Here is a 16,027-nt window from a genome sequence, read left to right as displayed (position 1 = left end):
ATCCCGGCCGCTTCGAGCTTCTGCTTTGCTCCCTCCCCTGCGAGCAGGGGAGGGTCGGTGTGGGGTCGCTCTTGCGCTACTTCTTCTTCGGCGCGAAGGCCTGCTGCAGCAAGGCCTGGTCGAAGCCCACGCTGGCCTCGCCAGCTTCGGCGTAGCGATACAGCGCGGCCGAATAGATGCCTTGCAGCGAGGACTGGATCAGGGCCAGCAGGACGAACCCCACCACCACGATCACCGCCGCCAGCACGATCGCAACGACCGACTGCATCGCCACCGCGCCACCGATCAGCACGGCGCCGACCAGCACCGCCAGGAAAATCAGCAGGCCGAACACGACGCCGATGCCGCCATTGCCGATGATGTTTTCGCCCCAGCTGCGCTTGAGCAGCTCGACGCTTTCCTTCACCGCGTCGACCGGGCCGACATCCTTGCTAGCCAGCACCGGCACCACCAGGAAGGTGGCCACGGTCCATGCCAGACCGATGAAGCCGATCACCAGCCGACCGATCAGGCCCAGCCGCTCCTGGATCATCCGCAGCAGCAGGCCCACCGTGGCGGCGATCAGCGCATAGCCGAAGATCTGCGGCAGCTTCGACCGCGCCAGCGCCAGGCCCGCGCCCACGCTGGTCGGTTCGCCGCGCAGATGCATCAGCGCCACGCCGGTCAGGGCGGTCTGGAAGAAGATGATCACGAAGTACTGCACCAGGTAGAACACGAACATCAGCAGGTAGCTGCCCACCGACATGCGTTCGTGGAAGTCCTCGCCCGCGTGCGCGCCGCCGATCACCATCATGCCCACCGGCACCAGGAAGCTGGCCGCCACCAGCAGGGTGCACAGACCCGACAGCAGCGGAAACACCAGCAACGACTTGTCCGAGCGCAACACCGTGGCGCTCGCCTTCATCAACGCCCAGCTGCGGGCAAACTTTCCGGCCATGTTCCTGCTCCCCTCGATCGTGGACCCGCGTTCAGACAGACGGGCTCAGGCCCGTGATGCGCCTTTCTAGCATCCGCGCGACAGCTGCAACAGTGCGCCCGGTTCAATCCGCCAGCGATTCGGCCTGCAACGGTTCGCTCCCCGTGGGAAAGGCCGCCCACAGCTCGGCCATGCTCCGCCCGCCGAGCGGATGGCGAAAGCCCGGTGCGATATCGGCGATCGGCCGCAACACGAACGCATGCTGCAGCTCGTTGCGGGGAATCTGCAGATGGCCGGGACCGTCCAGCACCCGGTCGTCGTAGAACACGATATCGACATCCAGCGTGCGATCGGAGTAACGCGGCACGTCGCGGCGGCGGCCGTGGCGATCCTCCAGCGCGTGCAGCCAGTCGTTCAACGCCTCGGGTTCCAGCTCGGTGTCCAGCCCCACGGCCAGGTTCACGAAGGCGGCGCCGTCGAAGCCCACCGAGGCGCTGCGATAAGCCGGCGACACGACCAGCTCGCCGAAGCGCTCGCGCAATTCCGCCAGCGCCGCGCGCAGGTGGCGATGCGGTTCCAGGTTGGAACCCAGGCTCAGGTAGACACGCGCCATCAGTCCGGCCGCACGCCGCGTTCAATGCGCACGCCCACCGACTTCGCGCCGCGCACCGCGCCGGGCTTGGACAACTTCAGCCGCACCCAGCTCACCCCGAATTCCTCGCGGATGATCGCCGCGCAGCGCTCGGCCAGAGTCTCGACCAGTCCGAAGCTCGACGCGCCCACGTAGTCGATCAGGCGCTTGGACACGTCCTTGTAGTTCAGCGTCAGCGCGATGTCGTCGCTGGCCGCCGGCAGCGTGTTGTCGAACGCCATCTCGATGTCGAACGCCAGCGTCTGCCGCACGCGGCGCTCCCAGTCGTAGATGCCGATGACAGCATCGATGCGCAGGTCTTCGATGAAAACGATGTCCATGGAGATTTTCGGTGAGGCGAAGTGATACAGGGTCGGCGAGCGGGCGCGTGGATGCAAGTCGGCAAGCCGGCGGTTGACGCCGCGAATTCACAGATATACATTTAACTAATGTTTTAAATAGTGAAATACTTCATGGCCGTGGACCGCATCTTCGAGGCACTCGCCTCCCGTCCCAGGCGGGAGATCCTGGCCTATCTGTCAGCACAGGAACTGAGCGCCGGCGAAATTGCCAGCCGCTTCGCGATGAGCGCGCCGGCCATCTCGCGGCACCTCTCGGTGCTGGAGGCCGCCGGACTGGTCGCCAGCGAACGCCGCGGCCAGTTCGTCGTCTACACGCTCAACAAGGACAGCCTGGTGAACACCCTCACCGGTTTCGCCTTCGAGATCTGCCCCTCGGCCGGCCCGCTGAAGCGAGAGTCGCGCAAGCTGGCGACGAAGAAGCAGGGCGGCTGAACCCGGCAGCCCACGGAGCCCATGACCATGCAGATCGAACGCGTCGCGTCTTTTCCCGGCACGCGCATAGCTTCGCCCTCCGGCGGCCTGCCGGTGGAGGTTTCGCTGATCGCCCAGCTCGGCCACGGCACCGGCAACCAGCTGTTTGCCCAGGCGCTGGCGCGCCAGCGGGCGCATGCCGAGTTCATCGACGAACTGGATGAACCGTCGGCGCGCCTTGGCGCCTGCGATCTCTCGAAGGGCGACGCCACCGCGCTGTACTCGTTTACCGTAGGTGCGAAGGGCCACCCGTTCCATCGCCACGCTGGCCATCGCGTATTCACCGCGATTTCCGGCAGTGGCGGCGCGCAGCTGCGCTTTTCCACCGCCAGTCCGGCCGAGCTTGAGCGGGACCCGTACAGCTTCATCCACGCCCTGCAGCACATCAACATCCCGCCAGACTGCCTGTTCACCGTGCGCTTCGGCGGAGATACATGGCACCAGTTCGCACCACTGGCCAGCAACACACTGCATCCCGCGTTTTTTGCGCTGTCATGCCACACCAACGAACTGGGCGGGAACCTGCCGCACGAACTGCGTGCCCAGGTGCTGGCCAATGCGGCAAATATTCCCGCCCTCACGGTGTTGCTGCCGACGGCGGTCAGCGACCTGCTGCGCGAGTTGCCCGCTGGTCGCTTGCATGTACCCACCACGCACCTGTCGCTGGATGCCGCGCCCGGTTCCCTGCACGGTCTTGTTTGTCGTTCCGCGCGATGCGCGGCCGGCCTGGTTCGCGGCGCATGGGCGGCGTGGCGGCATGCCGGCGGATTTCTCGGCCGGATCGGTGGCCGACTGACGTTGACCGAACTCGACCAGCTGCCGGCCGGCTCGATGCTGGCGCAACAACTGAGCGGCCAGACCTGCCATCACCAGGACATGTTCCAACTCTCGCTGAGCAGCACCGATCCAGCCGGCGCCACCGTTTTGCTGAGCCGTTTGCTGGAAGGCTTCCTGCGCAATCCGCCGCGCGGGGTTACGCGAATGATGGCGCTGCGCAACCTGCTGGTGAAACCGATCGGCCTGCGCACCTCGCCGCTGGGCTGCCCGGTGTCCTCGTTGCTGTCTGCGCAGCGCGACCAGTTGTTCGATCGCCGCTATCCGGTGCTCGACCAGTGCATCGACCGCGACGATCGCCGGGCACAGGTGATCCTCGGCGCGGACGACAAGCATCTGATCTTCCGCTCCTGCGTCGGCGTGCAACGGCTCGATGGCCAACGGGTGGTGCTCACCCTGGGCACCCGCGTGCACTGCAAGAACCTGTTTGGCCGTCTCTACATGGCGGCGATCCAGCGCGTTCATCGCGCCTATATCGCGCCAAACATGTTGCGCATGGCGGTGGAGCATGCGTTCCCGCTGCCCGAGCCCGCCGTCAATCCGCAACGGGATTTGTTCCCGCTGCACGGTGCGGCCGGCTGAACTCGGCGCGACGACCCATCAGCTGGGCGAGGCAGGCCTGTGCCATAGATGCGATCATGTGCGGATGACCGCCTTCAGCACGCTCCCGCTCAAACCCGCCCTGCTCGCCAGCGTGGAAACCCTCGGCTATGCCGAAATGACCCCGGTGCAGGCGCAAAGCCTGCCGCCGATGCTGGAGGGCCGCGACGTGATCGCCCAGGCACAGACCGGCAGCGGCAAGACCGCGGCGTTCGGCTTGAGCCTGCTGCAGTCGATCGACGCGGACGTCATCCGGCTGCAGGCGCTGGTGCTGTGCCCCACCCGCGAGCTGGCGGACCAGGTCAGCAAGGCGATCCGCAAGCTGGCCGCGAACATTCCCAACGTGAAGCTGCTGACCCTGTGCGGCGGCATGCCACTGGGTCCGCAGCTGGCTTCGCTGACGCACGACCCGCACATCGTGGTGGGCACGCCCGGCCGCGTGCAGGAACATCTGAAGCGGCAAAGCCTGCATGGCGGCGGGATCCAGGTGCTGGTACTGGACGAGGCCGACCGCATGCTCGACATGGGCTTTTCCGAGGCGATCGACGACATCATCGGGCGCATCGCGAAACATCATCAGACGTTGCTGTTCTCGGCCACTTATCCGGACGAGATCCGCGCGGTCAGCGAACGCGTGCAGCACGATCCGGTGGTGGTGACGGTGGACGCACCGGCTGACGAACAGCCGGCGATCGAGCAGCGTTTCCACGAGGTCGATCCGGCGCAGAAACCCGATGCGCTGGCGCAGCTGCTTGGCGGTGCCAACGTCGAGCAGGCGCTGGTGTTCTGCAATATGCGCCGCGAGGTGGATGCGGTGGCGCAGGAACTGGACCGTCGCGGCTTTTCCGCGCTGGCCCTGCACGGCGACATGGAACAGCGCGACCGTGACGAAGTGCTGGTGCGTTTCGCGAACCACAGCTGCGCGGTGCTGGTGGCCACCGACGTGGCCGCGCGCGGACTCGACATCGTGGCGCTGCCGCTGGTGGTCAGCTACGACATCGCGCATGACCCGGAAACCCACACCCATCGCATCGGCCGCACCGGCCGCGCCGGCCAGGCCGGCCTGGCGATCACCTTGTGCGCGCCGCGCGAGCGACCGAAAGCCGCGAACATCGAGGAATTGAACGGTACGCCGCTGCCGTGGCGTCCGCTGAAAGTTGCGCCGTCCCGCGGCAAGACTTTGCATCTGGCGCCGATGAAGACCCTGGTGATCGACGCCGGCCGCCAGGACAAGCTGCGCCCGGGCGACATCCTCGGCGCGCTCACCGGCGATGCCGGGCTGGCGGCGAAGGACATCGGCAAGATCGACGTGTTCGCCACCCGCGCCTACGTGGCGATCAGCCGCGAACTGGCAAACAAGGCGCTGGAACGTTTGCGCGCCGGCAAGATCAAAGGTCGGAACTTCCGCGTGCGGCCCTTGGGCTGAACACACCCACCAAGCTGGAAACTATTGCCATGTCGCGCTGGTTCCACCGCACGCTTGCCCTCGCCCTGTTCGCCTCGGCCGGCTCCGTTTGGGCCGCGATTCCCGTGTACGGCTACAAGGTGGTGCACAGCTATCCGCACGACACCGCCGCGTACACCGAAGGCCTGTTCTACAAGGACGGCCATCTGTACGAGAGCACCGGCCAGGTCGGCGAGTCGACCGTGCGCAAGGTGGAGTTGGAAACCGGCGAGGTGCTGCAGCGTCATCGCCTGCCCAAGCAATACTTCGGCGAAGGCATCGTCGACTGGAAGGGCCGGATGGTGCAGCTCACCTGGCAAAGCCAGACCGGCTTCGTCTACGACCTGGCCAGCCTCACCCCGCAGAAGACCTTCAGCTATCCCGGCGAAGGTTGGGCGCTGACCCGCGATGACCACCAGCTGTACATGAGCGACGGCACGGCGGAGCTGCGCGTGCTGGATCCGGAAACGCTGGCCGAGGTTCGCCGCATCCAGGTCACCGCCGATGGCGTGCCGGTCACCCATCTCAACGAGCTGGAATGGGTCGACGGCGAGATCTACGCCAACGTGTGGCTGACCGACCGCATCGCCCGCATCGATCCGGCCAGCGGCCACGTGGTGGGCTGGATCGACCTGTCCGGCCTGTTCGACATCAGCCAGCTGCCGAACCCGGTCGACGACGTGCTCAACGGAATCGCCTGGGATGCGGCGCGCAAGCGCCTGTTCGTCACCGGCAAGTGCTGGCCGCAGCTGTTCGAGATCCAACTGGTGCGGCGCGCCGGCCAGTGAGCCGCCGAGCGCGAACGGCTAACGCCGCAGCCACGCCGCCGCGCCGCGCCCGGCCAGCAGGCCGCTGGCGAAGCAGGCGGTGAGCAGATAGCCGCCGGTGGGCGCTTCCCAGTCCAGCATCTCGCCGGCGCAGAACACGCCGGGGCGATCGCGCAGCATCAGCGCGTCATCCAGTGCTTCCAGCCGCACGCCGCCGGCGGTGCTGATCGCCTCGGCCACCGGACGCGGTGCGCGCAGGCGCAGCGGCAAGGCCTTGAGTCGCGCCGCCAGCGCCGGCGGATCGGCCAGCGTGGGTTTGTCCAGCAACTCGAACACCAGCGCGCATCTGGCCGCGTCCAGTCCGGCGCGACGGCGCAGCCAGTCGCCGATGCTGTGCTTGCCGCGCGGTGCGGCGAGACGTTCGGTCAGCACCGCCGCGGTATAGCCGGGCACCAGGTCCAGCGTCAGCAGGGCCTCGCCGTGTTCGCGGATCTGCTCGCGCAACTCGGCGCCGATCGCATACACCAGGCTGCCCTCGATGCCGTACTCGCTGAGCACGAACTCGCCCTGCCGCGAATGCGCGACGCCCTGTCGATCGACCCAGTGCGCCACCACCGGCTTCAACGGCGCGCCGGCGAAGCGGCTGGACAGGTGTTCGCTCCATGGAATCTCGAAACCGCAGTTCGCGGGTTGCAGGGGCGCGATGTCGATGCCCGCCTGCTGCAGCGGCGCCAGCCAGGCGCCGTCGGAACCCAGCTGCGGCCAACTTGCGCCGCCGAGTGCCAGGATCACGGCATCGGCCGGCACCACGCGCTGCCCCTGAGGCGTGGCGAAATGCAGGGCGTCGTGCGCCTGCCAGCCCAGCCAGCGATGGTGCATGTGGAAGTTCACCCCGGCTTCGCGCAGACGTCGCAACCAGCCGCGCAACAGCGGTGCGGCCTTCAGGTCATGCGGGAACACGCGACCCGAACTGCCCACGAAAGTCTCCACGCCCAACTCGCTGGCCCACGCACGCAGCGCGTCGGCGTCGAAGACGTCCAGCCAGCGCGCCACCTCGTCGCGACGCGCGCCGTAGCGTTCGACGAAACGGACGCGGGGTTCGGCGTGGGTCAGGTTGAGGCCGCCCTTGCCGGCCAGCAGGAATTTTCGCCCGACCGAGCCTTTCGCGTCGTACAGGTCGACCGTTGCGCCGGCGGCACACGCCGCCTCGGCCGCCATCAGGCCCGCCGGACCACCGCCGACGATGGCCAGTCGGGGAGGATTCGTCTGGTTCATTCCGGCATGGTCGCACGCCACCAGGGTGGCGTGAACCGACGCGCGACCGGCATCACCTCCCTGCCCCGCCAGTATGTGTACTTCCGACCGTGGTGCGTGACTCAAACCGACCTGCCAGAGCCCCGTTGCATGAATCGGAAATAACTGCATGCCGCTTCCTTCGCGCTCCCTGCCGGCGAGTTGGCGTCACCAATCCAACAAGCCTCGCGAACCCGACAATAATGATATTGCGCAAAACGCAATTAATTGCGTTGACAAGACCGCATAACCAGCAAATCAAAGCGATTCATGACTACCTCATGTTAATCAACGACAAACGCATATTGGCAGCCATCGTCACTCCGGCACTCTGGCCTTTCGGAAGCGTTGAACAAGCCCTGATGCGGCCTTCAAGCCGGACGCAGCGGCGGATCGACAGATCCAAAACCGCAAGCAATTACGCAAGTTAATCCAATTTTCCATTTACCAATAATGTGATGTCATTCACCCGACCCGTGAAAAAATCCTATTGACGATTTTCTGTGGAAAATCCTACCGTCACGCGGTTCGCCAACTTGAAGTCTGACGAATGATTCCGTGAAGGCGTCCTGCCATGGACGTTTACTTGCTCGGACATGCAACCGGCCAATCATCGGGGGATGCAGAAGAGCCGGCCGAAGCAGGCACGAAGTCGCTGGGCAGTCCAGAAAACCGATGGCGCCGTGAGTTTCACGGTGCTCACTTGATGAGGTCCACGCGGCCCCAGCGGCTTCGCTTGCCTCGAAAAACTTCCGGGAACCATACATGCCAAGTCATTTTCGCCTGACGCTGCTGACCGCAGCCATCAGCATGGCCGCCGTCACTTCGGTCCATGCCACGCCAACCGGCAACAACGCTTTTGTCGCACTGAACCAGCACGCCACCCAGCTCCGCCGAGGTGACGTGATCAGCGGGCCGCTGGCGACCTCGCAACCCATCCATATCGAAGTCGCACTGAAACTGCGCAACGCCAGTCAGTTGCACAGCTTCATTGCCACGGCCAGGTCCTCGAAGCTGTCGATGGTGCGGCACTCGCTGTCAGCGCCGGAGTTCGTCTCCACTTATGCACCCACGGCGACCCAGGCGAGTCAGGTGGCCGCATGGCTCACCGCGGCCGGCTTCACCAACGTGCAGATCGCCCCCAACCGCATGCTGGTTTCGGCCGATGGCCGGGCGGACACGGCGCAGGCTGCGTTCAAGACCACGTTCGCCCGGGTGCGCACTCGGGAAGGCCGCATGGCCTTCATGCACAACGATGACGTGCAGATCCCCGCCGCACTGCAGGACAGTGTGCTGTCGGTGATCGGTTTGCAGAGCGTCCACCAGGCACACACCTTCGCCGTGCCGATGCAGGCCAGCTACACCACCCAGGCAGTGACCGGCCACAACCCGACCGAGTTCGCCTCGATCTACGGCGGCACCGGCGTCGCCACGGCCGCCGGCGTGCCGGTGGGCATCGTCACTCAGGGCAAGATCACCCAGACCATCACCGATCTCAACACCTTCACCGACAACGCCGGGCTCGCACGGGTGACCACGCAGACGGTCAACACCAACGGCACCAGCACTGACACCAGCGGCCTGGGCGAGTGGAGCCTGGACAGCCAGGACGTTGTCGGCATGGCCGGTGGCCAGGTCGGCAGCCTGATCTTCTACAACATCCCGACCCTGTCCAACGCCAACCTCACGGCCGACTTCAACACCATCGTCAGCGCCAACGCGACCAAGATCATCAACGTCTCGCTGGGCGAATGCGAAACCGGCGCGCAGAGCGATGGTTCGGCGGCGGCGCAGGACCAGATATTCCAGCAGGCGGTGGCGCAGGGCCAGACCTTCTCGATCTCCACCGGCGACTCCGGCGCCGACGAGTGTGGCGACGGCGGTGTCACGCCCAGCTGGCCGGCCGCGTCGCAGTACGTGGTGGCAGTGGGCGGCACAACGCTGAATGCGTCCACCACCACCTGGAGCAGTGCCACCGTGTGGACCAGCGGCGGCGGCAGCTCCAGCACGTTCGAGCCGCAGCCAAGCTGGCAGAACGGCGTGGCCCCGGGCAGCAAACGCGGCCTGCCGGACATCGCCTATGATGCCGACCCCAATTCGGGTTCGAAGATCATCGTCAGCGGTGCCACCCAGCAGTACGGTGGCACCAGCCTGTCCGCGCCACTGTTTGCCGGTGCCTGGGCGCGCGTCATCGCGATCAAGGGCTCCAGCGTGGGTTTTGCCGCGCCGCTGCTGTACCAGCTGCCGGCGTCTGCCTTCCACGACATCACTTCGGGCAACAACGGTGGTGAAACGGCCAGCTCCGGTTATGACCTGGCTACCGGCCGTGGCGAACTGATCATCAGCGCCGCCGCCAATGGGATCGGCGGTGGCGGCAGCAGCAACGTTCCGCCAGTGGCCAATTTCGGCGACGTGACCAACGGGCTGACCGTGAACTTCACCGACAGCTCCACCGACAGTGACGGCAGCATCGCGTCACGCGCGTGGAACTTCGGCGACGGCAGCACCTCGACCGCCACCAATCCGAGTCACACCTACGCCGCCGCCGGCACATACACGGTGTCGCTGCAGGTAACCGACAACAGCGGCGCCACCAACACCAGGACCGCATCGGTGACGGTCGTTGCTGCTGGCGGTGGTGGCAACGTGCTGCAGAACGGGGTGGCGCTCACCGGCCAGGCCGCCGCCACGGGCGCGCAGCTGGCCTACACCGTGGTGATTCCCGCCGGCGCGACCAACCTGGTGATCGCCGAATCCGGCGGCACCGGCGACGCGGATCTGTACACGAAGTTCGGTTCCGCGCCGACGCTGTCCAGCTATGACTGCCGTCCGTACGTCAGCGGCAACAGCGAAAGCTGCACGGTGGCCTCGCCCCAGGCAGGCACCTATTACGTGATGTTGAACGGCTATGCCGCGTTCTCCGGCGTCAGCATCAAGGCCACCTGGAGCACGGGCGGCGGCGGTGGTGGCAACGTGCTGCAGAACGGCACGCCGGTGACCGGCCTGCAGGCCACGAAGAGCAACGCGGTGAACTACACGATGGTGGTACCCGCTGGCGCCAGCAACCTCAAGTTCGCGATCTCCGGCGGCACCGGCGACGCCGACCTGTACGTGAAGCGCGGCTCGGCACCCACCACCAGCAGCTACGACTGCCGCCCCTACGTGGCCGGCAACAGCGAGACCTGCAACATCTCGCCGGCCACTGCAGGCACCTACTACGTCATGGTGCGGGCCTACAGCAGCTACAGCGGCGTCACGCTGACCGGCAGCTACACGCCGTAAGCGAGTGCAGAACCGGGGAGCGCAGGTACGCGCCCCCGCCCTTCAGACAGGAAGGCCCGGTCGGCGACGACCGGGCCTTCCTGCGTATGGACGTCCAGACGTCCATGAATCGCGCTGCCGAACACTCAGTCGCGCTGGAATACCGCCAGCTCGGGATGATGCAGGCTGAAGCCCTGCACCCGGTTCACGCCCAGTGCGGTCAGCGCCTGCACGGTCTCGGCGTCGGCCACCCATTCGGCGATCACCTCCAGTCCCAGCCGATGCCCGATGTCGGTCACCGCCTTGACCATCAGGTGACTGACCGGATCGGTGAGCATGTCGCGCACGAAGCTGCCGTCGATCTTGATGATGTCCAGCGGCAGGTTTTTCAGATAGGTGAACGAGGACATGCCCGCGCCGAAATCGTCCAGCGCGATGCGGCAACCAGCGCTGCGCAACAAGGCCATGCAGCGCACCACCTGGGACAGGTTGCGCACCGCCACGGTCTCGGTGATCTCGAAACACACCCGCGAAGGCTCCACCCGGTAGCGCTGCAGCAGTTCGATGATCCGGTCGACCAGGGCCGGGTCCTCGATGCTGGCGCCGGACAGGTTGATTGCCACCATGTCCAGCCGGTTGCCGGCCGGATGCAGCCGCTCGAAGTTGGCCAGCGTGGTCTCGATCACCCAGCGGTCGACCGACGGCATCAGGCCGTAACGCTCCGCCGCCGGCAGGAACACGCCGGGCACCACCAGCTGCCCGGACTCCTCGCGGAAGCGCAACAGCATCTCGATGCCGGGTTCGGCGCCGTCGCCCAGCGGCAGTGGCCACACTTCCTGGTAGGTGAGCTGCAGACGATGTTCGTCGACGGCCCAGCGCAGGCGGTTGGCCCACTCCATCTCGCTGCGCCGGCGCACTGTCTGGTCGTCGCGCTCGGAGTAGAAGTGCACGCGATTGCGGCCGGACTCCTTGGCCACGTAGCAGGCGGTGTCGGCCTGGGTCAGCAGATCCTTGGCCGAGATGCCGGCCGGCTCGGCGACCACGCCGCCGATGCTGGCACTGATCGTGTAGCTGCGCTGTTCCCAGATGAACACGTAGCCATCGATGCAGCGACGCACGCGTTCGGCGATCCGCTCCGCTTCCTGCTGGTCGGCCACCCGGGTCAACAGCACCCCGAACTCGTCGCCGCCGAGCCGGGCCAGCACGTCGGTGCCGCCCAGTTGCTTGCGCATCACGATCGAAAGCTGGGCCAGCAGCTGATCGCCGGCGAGATGACCCGAGGTGTCGTTGATCAGCTTGAACTGATCGAGGTCGACGTACAGCAGCACGATGATCGGCGGGCCCGCCACGCCGGCCGCCAGCGAATCATGCAGGCGGCGCTCGAATTCGCGCCGGTTGTACAGATCGGTCAGGGCGTCGTGGCTGGCCTGGTGACTGAGCAGCTCGGTCAGCTGGCGCTGTTCGGTGATGTCGCTGGCCACCATCAGCAACTTGCCGACTCCGCCCAGCTCGATGCGCGAGATCGCCACGCTGGCCCAGAAATGCGCGCCAGCCGTGTTGTGCAGGCGCGCCTCGATCCGGCTGCAGCCGCGGGTTTCGGCATCGCTCAGCTGCCGGCGCAGGATCTCGTCGTCGAACAGGTCGGGCAGGCGCTGCTCGGTGACCTGGTCACCGAGGCGATCGCGCGAGGTGCGGTTCGCGTAGGTGATCCGGCCGCCATCGACTTCGGCCAGCAGCACCAGCGCGGGCAGCAATTCGTTCAGTGCGCGGAAGCGCTCCTCGCTCTCGCGATAGCGCCGGCTCATCTGCCAGCCCAGCTCGAGCGCGCGCTGCCGCGTCCCGACGATGGAGTACACCAGCAGGGCCAGCAGCAAGCTCACCAGCAAGCCGCCAGGCAGGGTCGACTGGCGCCAGTCGATCGCGGGAGGGGTAGTGTCGCGTGGCTGCATCACCACGTCCCAGACCCTGCCGCCGTAGGCCAGCCGACGCTCGAAGCGATAGCTGCCGCGAACCTCCGGTTTGCCGGGCATCGAATCGAACAGCGGCAGCACGTGGCCGGCTTCCGTCACGTCGGCCAGTTGCAGCCGCAGGTCGCGTCGCACGTCATCCTGCAGCACGCTGTCGATCAGCGTGCTGACGCGAAAGGACACGGCGATCGAGCCGCGCATGCGCTGGTGCCGTTGGGCGAGCGATTGCGGCGGGTCGCCCGGGCTGAACACGGGCAGGCGCAGGGTGATGCCGTCCTCGGTGCCGCTGGCGCCCCGCTGCTGCACCGGGCGAAACGGCGCGGACAGGGTGGCCTGGTCGCTGTCGCGCGAGGCCAGCAGGCCGGCCAGGTTGTTCGGCTGCGCTCCCACATCCAGGCCGATCACCGCCGCATTGCCGGTGCCGGGCTCGACCCATCGCGTCATGTAGCGCTCGCCCGCGCCATCCTGTTCGCGTTGCGCATAGGCCAGCGCCAGCAGGCTGGGAAACTGCTCGCGGGGGCGCAGGTTGGTGTAGAAATTCGCAAACTCGACCTGGGTCACCTGGTCCGACGCGAGGAACAGCGTCTGCACGGCGCGCAGCATCGCTTCGGCCGAATGCAGCTTGTCCTGCAGCGCCGCGAACGTCTTGTTGGCCAGTTCGCCACGAACGAAGGACTGCTCCGCCAGGCGGCGTTGCTGCTGCTGATGGTGCACGGACAGCGCCAGGGCCAGTCCGCCCAGCAGGACCAGCAGGCTCCACAGCCACGCGCTGAGCCGCCATGGCGATGGCTTGGCCAGCGACAGTCGGGCGTCATGGTCTTCCCGCTGATCCGCCCGGGCCGGGTCAAGCTCGTCGCGATCCATGTTTTCTGGCAGCTCCCCACGCGCAACGTCCGCAAGCGTCGATGGTACAAGAGCACCACGTGCTCTGACCGTTACGAGCCGCACACCCTCAGCGCTCGCGCGGTTTCGCGCGGTGCGTCGGCGTGGCGGTCCACGGATCATCGGGCCAGGGATGGCGCGGATAGCGGCCCTTCATTTCCTTCCTGACCTCGGGATAGGTGCGCTCCCAGAAGCCCTTCAGGTCCTGGGTCACCTGGATCGGTCGTCCCGCCGGCGACAGCAGGTGCAGGGTGACCGGCACGCGACCGCCGCCCACGCGCGGGGTGTCGGCCAGGCCGAACAACTCCTGCAGTTTCACCGCCAGCACCGGCGGTCCGTCTTCGGTGTACTCCAGCCGGCGCTGCTGGCCGCTGGGCACCACCAGGCTTTCCGGCGCCTGCGCATCCAGCATGCGACGCTGCTGGTGATCCAGACGCGACGCCAGCGCCTGGGACAGATCCTCCGGCCCCAGCGCATCGAGTCGATGACGTCCTGCCAGGCACGGCGCCAGCCAGTCCTCCAGCGAAGCCAGCAAGGCGGCGGCGGAGACATCCGGCAAGCCAAGCTCGGGCATCCACTGGCGCAGGGCCTGCATCCGTGCGCGCAGGCGCCGCGCGTGATCACTCCACGGCAAACTGTCGATGCCCCGCGCGCGCACGGCGGCGAGCAGCGCGGGCAAGGCGTCGGACGGTTTCACCGGCACGCTGTGACGTTCCAGCACGATCGCGCCGAAACGCGATTCGTCGAAGGCCTCGGCGGCACCGCGCTGCTCGTTCCAGCGCAGGCTGCGTTCGCGGCTGAAGCGGGCCGGGAAATCGCGCTCCAGCACGCGCGGGTCCAGCGGCGCTGCCGCCAGGATCAGGCTGTCGCGACTGTCGCGGCGCAACTCGATGACGACCAGCCACGGCTCGCCCAGCAAGGCGGTGTTCTCGTGCAGGCGCGCGCCGCGGCCATTGGCCAGCGTGTAGCGCGTGGGGTTGCCGTCATCGCGGCGCGCCACCCGGTCGGGAAAGGCGTGCAGCAGCAGGTCGCCGACACTGTGGCTGTGCGGCACGCCACTGGCGGCGCTGCGCACGTCGAGGCGACGGCGCCAACCCTTGCTGGCCTGCTCGATCGCCGCCAGCGCGCCGGCGTCCGCGTCACGCGCCTGGGCACCGCGACGGTCACGCCAGGCATGCAGCGCAGCGAGGCGCACACGCAGGTCATCGTTGCGTGCCTGTTCGCCGCGCATCGGCGAACGGGCATCCAGCAAGGCCAGCAGGTCGGCCACCAGCGCGTACAACGGCGGCGGTGCACGCAGGGCGGCCGCCGCCATGCGCGGGCTGGCGCCGAGTTCGAGCATGCGCTTGCCCAACGCGGTGATGCGGCCATCGTCGCCGAGAGCACCCAGTTGCTGCAGCAGTTCGCGCGCCTGCGCCAGCGCGCCGGCCGGCGGCGGATCGAGCCAGGGCAGGTCGGCGTCGCTGCTGGCGGTGATGCCCCAGGCCGCCAGTTCCAGCGCGAGCGAGGATAGCTCGGCCTGGGCGATCTCCGCGGTGCGCGCCGGTTCCAGCCGGCGGCTCTGCGGCCACAGCCGATACGCCGTGCCTTCCGCCACGCGACCGGCGCGACCGGCGCGCTGGTCGGCCGAGGCCTGCGAGATGCTCATCGTTTCCAGCCGGGTGAAGCCGGAGTTCGGATCGAAACGCGGCTCGCGCGCCAGGCCGCTGTCGACCACCGCGCGAATGCCCGGCAAGGTGATGCTGGACTCGGCCACGTTGGTGGCCAGCACCACCCGGCGCAGGCCCGACTCCGCCGGCGCCAGCGCTGCCTGCTGATCGATCAGCGAGAGTTCGCCATGCAGGGCCAGCACGTCGACGTCGTCGCGCGTCAGGGTCTGCGCCAGCACCGCCTGCACGCGGGCGATGTCGCGGCGGCCGGGCAGGAAGGCCAGCACGTCGCCGTCGTTTTCCTCCAGCGCCTGGCGCACCACCCGGGCGAGCTGGTGTTCGATCGCCTCCTGCGTGCGCGCCGGCGGATGTTCGATGCGCACCGCGAAGCTGCGGCCGGGGCTGGACAGCCGCGGCGCGTCCAGCCATTGGGCGATGCGCTCGCCATCCAGCGTGGCCGACATCAGCAGCAGGCGCAGCCCGGGCCGCAAGGTGGCCTGCAGGTCCAGCGCCAGCGCGGCGCCGAGATCACCGGCGAGATGGCGTTCGTGGAATTCGTCGAACACGATCGCGCCGATGCCCGCCAGCTCCGGGTCATGCTGGATCAGCCGGGTCAGGATGCCTTCGGTGACCACCTCGATGCGGGTGGCCGCGCTCACCTTCGACTCGAAGCGGATCCGGTAGCCGACGGTCTGCCCGACCTCCTCGCCCAGTTGCCGCGCCATGAACTGCGCTGCCGAGCGCGCCGCGATCCGGCGCGGCTCCAGCATCACGATCTTCTGCCCGGCCAGCCAGGCGGCGTCGAGCAGGGCCAGCGGCACCTGGGTGGTCTTGCCCGCGCCCGGCGGCGCTTCCAGCACCAGCCGCGGATGCGTCGCCAGCGCGGCGACGATCTGCAGCAGCAGCGGGGTGATCGGGAAATTCGGCGTGGATGCAGTCATCCGCGCGAA

The 16,027-nt window shown here is 67.4% G+C and carries 11 protein-coding genes; 5 read left to right on the top strand and 6 right to left on the bottom strand.

The genetic code is table 11. The features are described 5' to 3' along the window. Positions 1-76: 76 nt before the first annotated feature. From ASD82_RS02780 to folB, 3 genes are all read right to left on the bottom strand, one after another. Complete coding sequence (locus ASD82_RS02780) at positions 77-937, bottom strand: DUF6159 family protein (protein ID WP_056715072.1); 861 nt, start codon at positions 935-937, stop codon at positions 77-79. A 103-nt stretch (positions 938-1,040) separates the two neighbouring features. Beyond that, the gene (gene folK, locus ASD82_RS02775; RefSeq protein WP_056715070.1) at positions 1,041-1,529 is read right to left on the bottom strand and encodes a 2-amino-4-hydroxy-6-hydroxymethyldihydropteridine diphosphokinase; all 489 of its coding nucleotides are present in this window, start codon (positions 1,527-1,529) and stop codon (positions 1,041-1,043) included. After that, positions 1,529-1,888 (bottom strand): dihydroneopterin aldolase, encoded by a 360-nt coding sequence (gene folB, locus ASD82_RS02770; RefSeq protein WP_056715066.1) that lies wholly within the window; start codon positions 1,886-1,888, stop codon positions 1,529-1,531. Before folB ends, folK begins: the two co-directional genes overlap by 1 nt. 132 nt (positions 1,889-2,020) lie before the next feature. On the opposite strand from folB, the gene ASD82_RS02765 reads away from it, so the two are divergent. From ASD82_RS02765 to ASD82_RS02750, 4 genes are all read left to right on the top strand, one after another. Continuing rightward, positions 2,021-2,341, top strand: coding sequence for a metalloregulator ArsR/SmtB family transcription factor (locus ASD82_RS02765; RefSeq protein WP_056715063.1), 321 nt, complete (start codon positions 2,021-2,023; stop codon positions 2,339-2,341). Between the two features lie 27 nt (positions 2,342-2,368). Continuing rightward, positions 2,369-3,796: a DUF2867 domain-containing protein gene (locus tag ASD82_RS02760; protein ID WP_157599053.1), complete on the top strand. Its 1,428-nt coding sequence runs from the start codon at positions 2,369-2,371 to the stop codon at positions 3,794-3,796. A 64-nt stretch (positions 3,797-3,860) separates the two neighbouring features. Beyond that, positions 3,861-5,240 (top strand): ATP-dependent RNA helicase DbpA, encoded by a 1,380-nt coding sequence (gene dbpA, locus ASD82_RS02755; protein ID WP_056715057.1) that lies wholly within the window; start codon positions 3,861-3,863, stop codon positions 5,238-5,240. 29 nt (positions 5,241-5,269) lie between these two features. Continuing rightward, positions 5,270-6,046 (top strand): glutaminyl-peptide cyclotransferase, encoded by a 777-nt coding sequence (locus tag ASD82_RS02750; RefSeq protein ID WP_056715054.1) that lies wholly within the window; start codon positions 5,270-5,272, stop codon positions 6,044-6,046. 18 nt (positions 6,047-6,064) lie between these two features. Here the strand turns inward: ASD82_RS02750 and ASD82_RS02745 are convergent, their stop codons facing one another. Continuing rightward, complete coding sequence (locus ASD82_RS02745; protein ID WP_056715078.1) at positions 6,065-7,243, bottom strand: TIGR03862 family flavoprotein; 1,179 nt, start codon at positions 7,241-7,243, stop codon at positions 6,065-6,067. Positions 7,244-8,083: 840 nt separating this feature from the next. Here ASD82_RS02745 and ASD82_RS02740 point away from each other — a divergent pair. Next, the gene (locus ASD82_RS02740) at positions 8,084-10,600 is read left to right on the top strand and encodes a pre-peptidase C-terminal domain-containing protein (protein WP_056715050.1); all 2,517 of its coding nucleotides are present in this window, start codon (positions 8,084-8,086) and stop codon (positions 10,598-10,600) included. A 125-nt stretch (positions 10,601-10,725) separates the two neighbouring features. On the opposite strand, the gene ASD82_RS02735 is transcribed toward ASD82_RS02740, so the two are convergent. Both ASD82_RS02735 and hrpB read right to left on the bottom strand, forming a co-directional pair. Beyond that, positions 10,726-13,410, bottom strand: a complete 2,685-nt coding sequence (locus tag ASD82_RS02735; RefSeq protein ID WP_056715045.1) for an EAL domain-containing protein — start codon at positions 13,408-13,410, stop codon at positions 10,726-10,728. An 88-nt stretch (positions 13,411-13,498) separates the two neighbouring features. Continuing rightward, on the bottom strand, positions 13,499-16,018 hold the full coding sequence (hrpB, locus tag ASD82_RS02730) for an ATP-dependent helicase HrpB (protein ID WP_056715042.1): 2,520 nt from the start codon (positions 16,016-16,018) through the stop codon (positions 13,499-13,501). Between the last annotated feature and the right edge of the window lie 9 nt (positions 16,019-16,027).

It is taken from the genome of Rhodanobacter sp. Root179 (genome assembly GCF_001428465.1).
Classification (GTDB): Bacteria; Pseudomonadota; Gammaproteobacteria; order Xanthomonadales; family Rhodanobacteraceae; genus Rhodanobacter.
Note: the sequence above shows the minus strand (reverse complement) of the source record. Positions and strands in the feature narration are given on the sequence as shown.

Coding starts and splice junctions, on each gene's coding strand:
- ASD82_RS02780 (WP_056715072.1), bottom strand. CDS start 937: ATGGCCGGAAAGTTTGCCCGCAGCTGGGCGTTGATGAAGGCGAGCGCC.
- folK (WP_056715070.1), bottom strand. CDS start 1,529: ATGGCGCGTGTCTACCTGAGCCTGGGTTCCAACCTGGAACCGCATCGC.
- folB (WP_056715066.1), bottom strand. CDS start 1,888: ATGGACATCGTTTTCATCGAAGACCTGCGCATCGATGCTGTCATCGGC.
- ASD82_RS02765 (WP_056715063.1), top strand. CDS start 2,021: ATGGCCGTGGACCGCATCTTCGAGGCACTCGCCTCCCGTCCCAGGCGG.
- ASD82_RS02760 (WP_157599053.1), top strand. CDS start 2,369: ATGCAGATCGAACGCGTCGCGTCTTTTCCCGGCACGCGCATAGCTTCG.
- dbpA (WP_056715057.1), top strand. CDS start 3,861: ATGACCGCCTTCAGCACGCTCCCGCTCAAACCCGCCCTGCTCGCCAGC.
- ASD82_RS02750 (WP_056715054.1), top strand. CDS start 5,270: ATGTCGCGCTGGTTCCACCGCACGCTTGCCCTCGCCCTGTTCGCCTCG.
- ASD82_RS02745 (WP_056715078.1), bottom strand. CDS start 7,243: ATGGCGGCCGAGGCGGCGTGTGCCGCCGGCGCAACGGTCGACCTGTAC.
- ASD82_RS02740 (WP_056715050.1), top strand. CDS start 8,084: ATGCCAAGTCATTTTCGCCTGACGCTGCTGACCGCAGCCATCAGCATG.
- ASD82_RS02735 (WP_056715045.1), bottom strand. CDS start 13,410: ATGGATCGCGACGAGCTTGACCCGGCCCGGGCGGATCAGCGGGAAGAC.
- hrpB (WP_056715042.1), bottom strand. CDS start 16,018: ATGACTGCATCCACGCCGAATTTCCCGATCACCCCGCTGCTGCTGCAG.